The sequence below is a fragment of the Stenotrophomonas sp. HMWF003 genome (assembly GCF_003061285.1).
Lineage (GTDB): Bacteria > Pseudomonadota > Gammaproteobacteria > Xanthomonadales > Xanthomonadaceae > Stenotrophomonas > Stenotrophomonas maltophilia_AP.
This window is the reverse complement of the sequence record NZ_QAIW01000161.1, coordinates 1-1,019: the sequence shown is the minus strand read 5'-3', so window position 1 is coordinate 1,019 and position 1,019 is coordinate 1. Positions and strand designations below refer to the sequence as shown.

2 protein-coding genes are annotated in these 1,019 nt (G+C 60.3%); one reads left to right on the top strand and one right to left on the bottom strand.

The annotated features are described in order from the left end of the window. The coding region (locus DBR34_RS21230) for a T6SS immunity protein Tli4 family protein (RefSeq protein WP_258223718.1) at positions 1–773 on the top strand (773 nt) is incomplete at its 5' end. A gap of 29 nt (positions 774–802) precedes the next feature. On the opposite strand, the gene DBR34_RS21685 is transcribed toward DBR34_RS21230, so the two are convergent. Further along, positions 803–1,019, bottom strand: a 217-nt coding sequence (locus DBR34_RS21685; RefSeq protein WP_219928224.1) for a hypothetical protein, incomplete at its 5' end; no start/stop codon positions are given.

The following is a 1,019-nucleotide window of genomic DNA, read 5'->3' as shown; positions in this document are numbered from 1 at the left end:
CCCAGCCACACGACACAGAGCCGAGTCTGCTGAGCCACTACGAGCAAGTAGGTGAGAACGCGGCGTTGCTGTTGCATCGAGAGGAAGACACCAACATCAGCGCCTACTATCTCGAGCGCTACCTCAGGCTGGGTGACCGCGGCCATCTGTTCAAAGGGCTGGGCGAAGGTGAGGAGATCAAAGCCAAGCTACCCGCCTACAAGCGGATATTCTCGCGGCTTCAGCCACTGAACAGCCTGGATCAACCGGGCGGATTCTGCATTGATGGGGCAGTGGTGAACGCGGAGATCAAGCTCCGCGCAAGCCTGCACGCAAGGCCGGCGGGGATGAGCAACACGTCATTGGTGGTTGGCACTGTGGAAGCACCAGACATATCCAGCTTCGCCGAATTGTCAGGGGAAGATCCCAGGATGTTCACTCCATTTGGTCAGTTGGAGATCGACCAGAAGCAATTTTCCCTGCTTCGATCCGATCCGATGATCCGCGACGATCCCGCATCACCACGGGAATTTGAAACACTGCGGAAGGGAGGTCGCGCCGTTGCGGGCCGCGAAGGGCATGAAGTGGTATGGCGTAAAACAACGAACAACAAGGTTCAGCTTTACAGATTCTTCTGGCGTGTATCGGATGCCAAAGCCAGTGTGCATGGCAGCCCGGGGTTATCCCTGCAGATGGATTCCGGAGACGAAATGGACCCCGGCGCCCCGCCCGTCTCCGAAGAAGCCCTGCTTGGCCTGTGGGACGCGGTGCTCGACTCGGTGCACAAGCGCTGACGGCACACATCATGCGCACGTCATTCGTCTCATGGGTACTTCCAGCCCTGCTTGCCACCCTGCTCACCGGCTGCACGCCAGCGCCCGTTTACCAAGGCATCGATATGTCCGCACACAACCCCGTCGCCCTCGCCCCGGTCTGCGTTGGCCAGTTCGCCCTTCAGTTCCCACGCGACGGGGTGGCCAGCTGGCACGTCAACCTCGACTGGGCTGCCGTCGAACGACTGCCCGCCAGGCTGCACAATG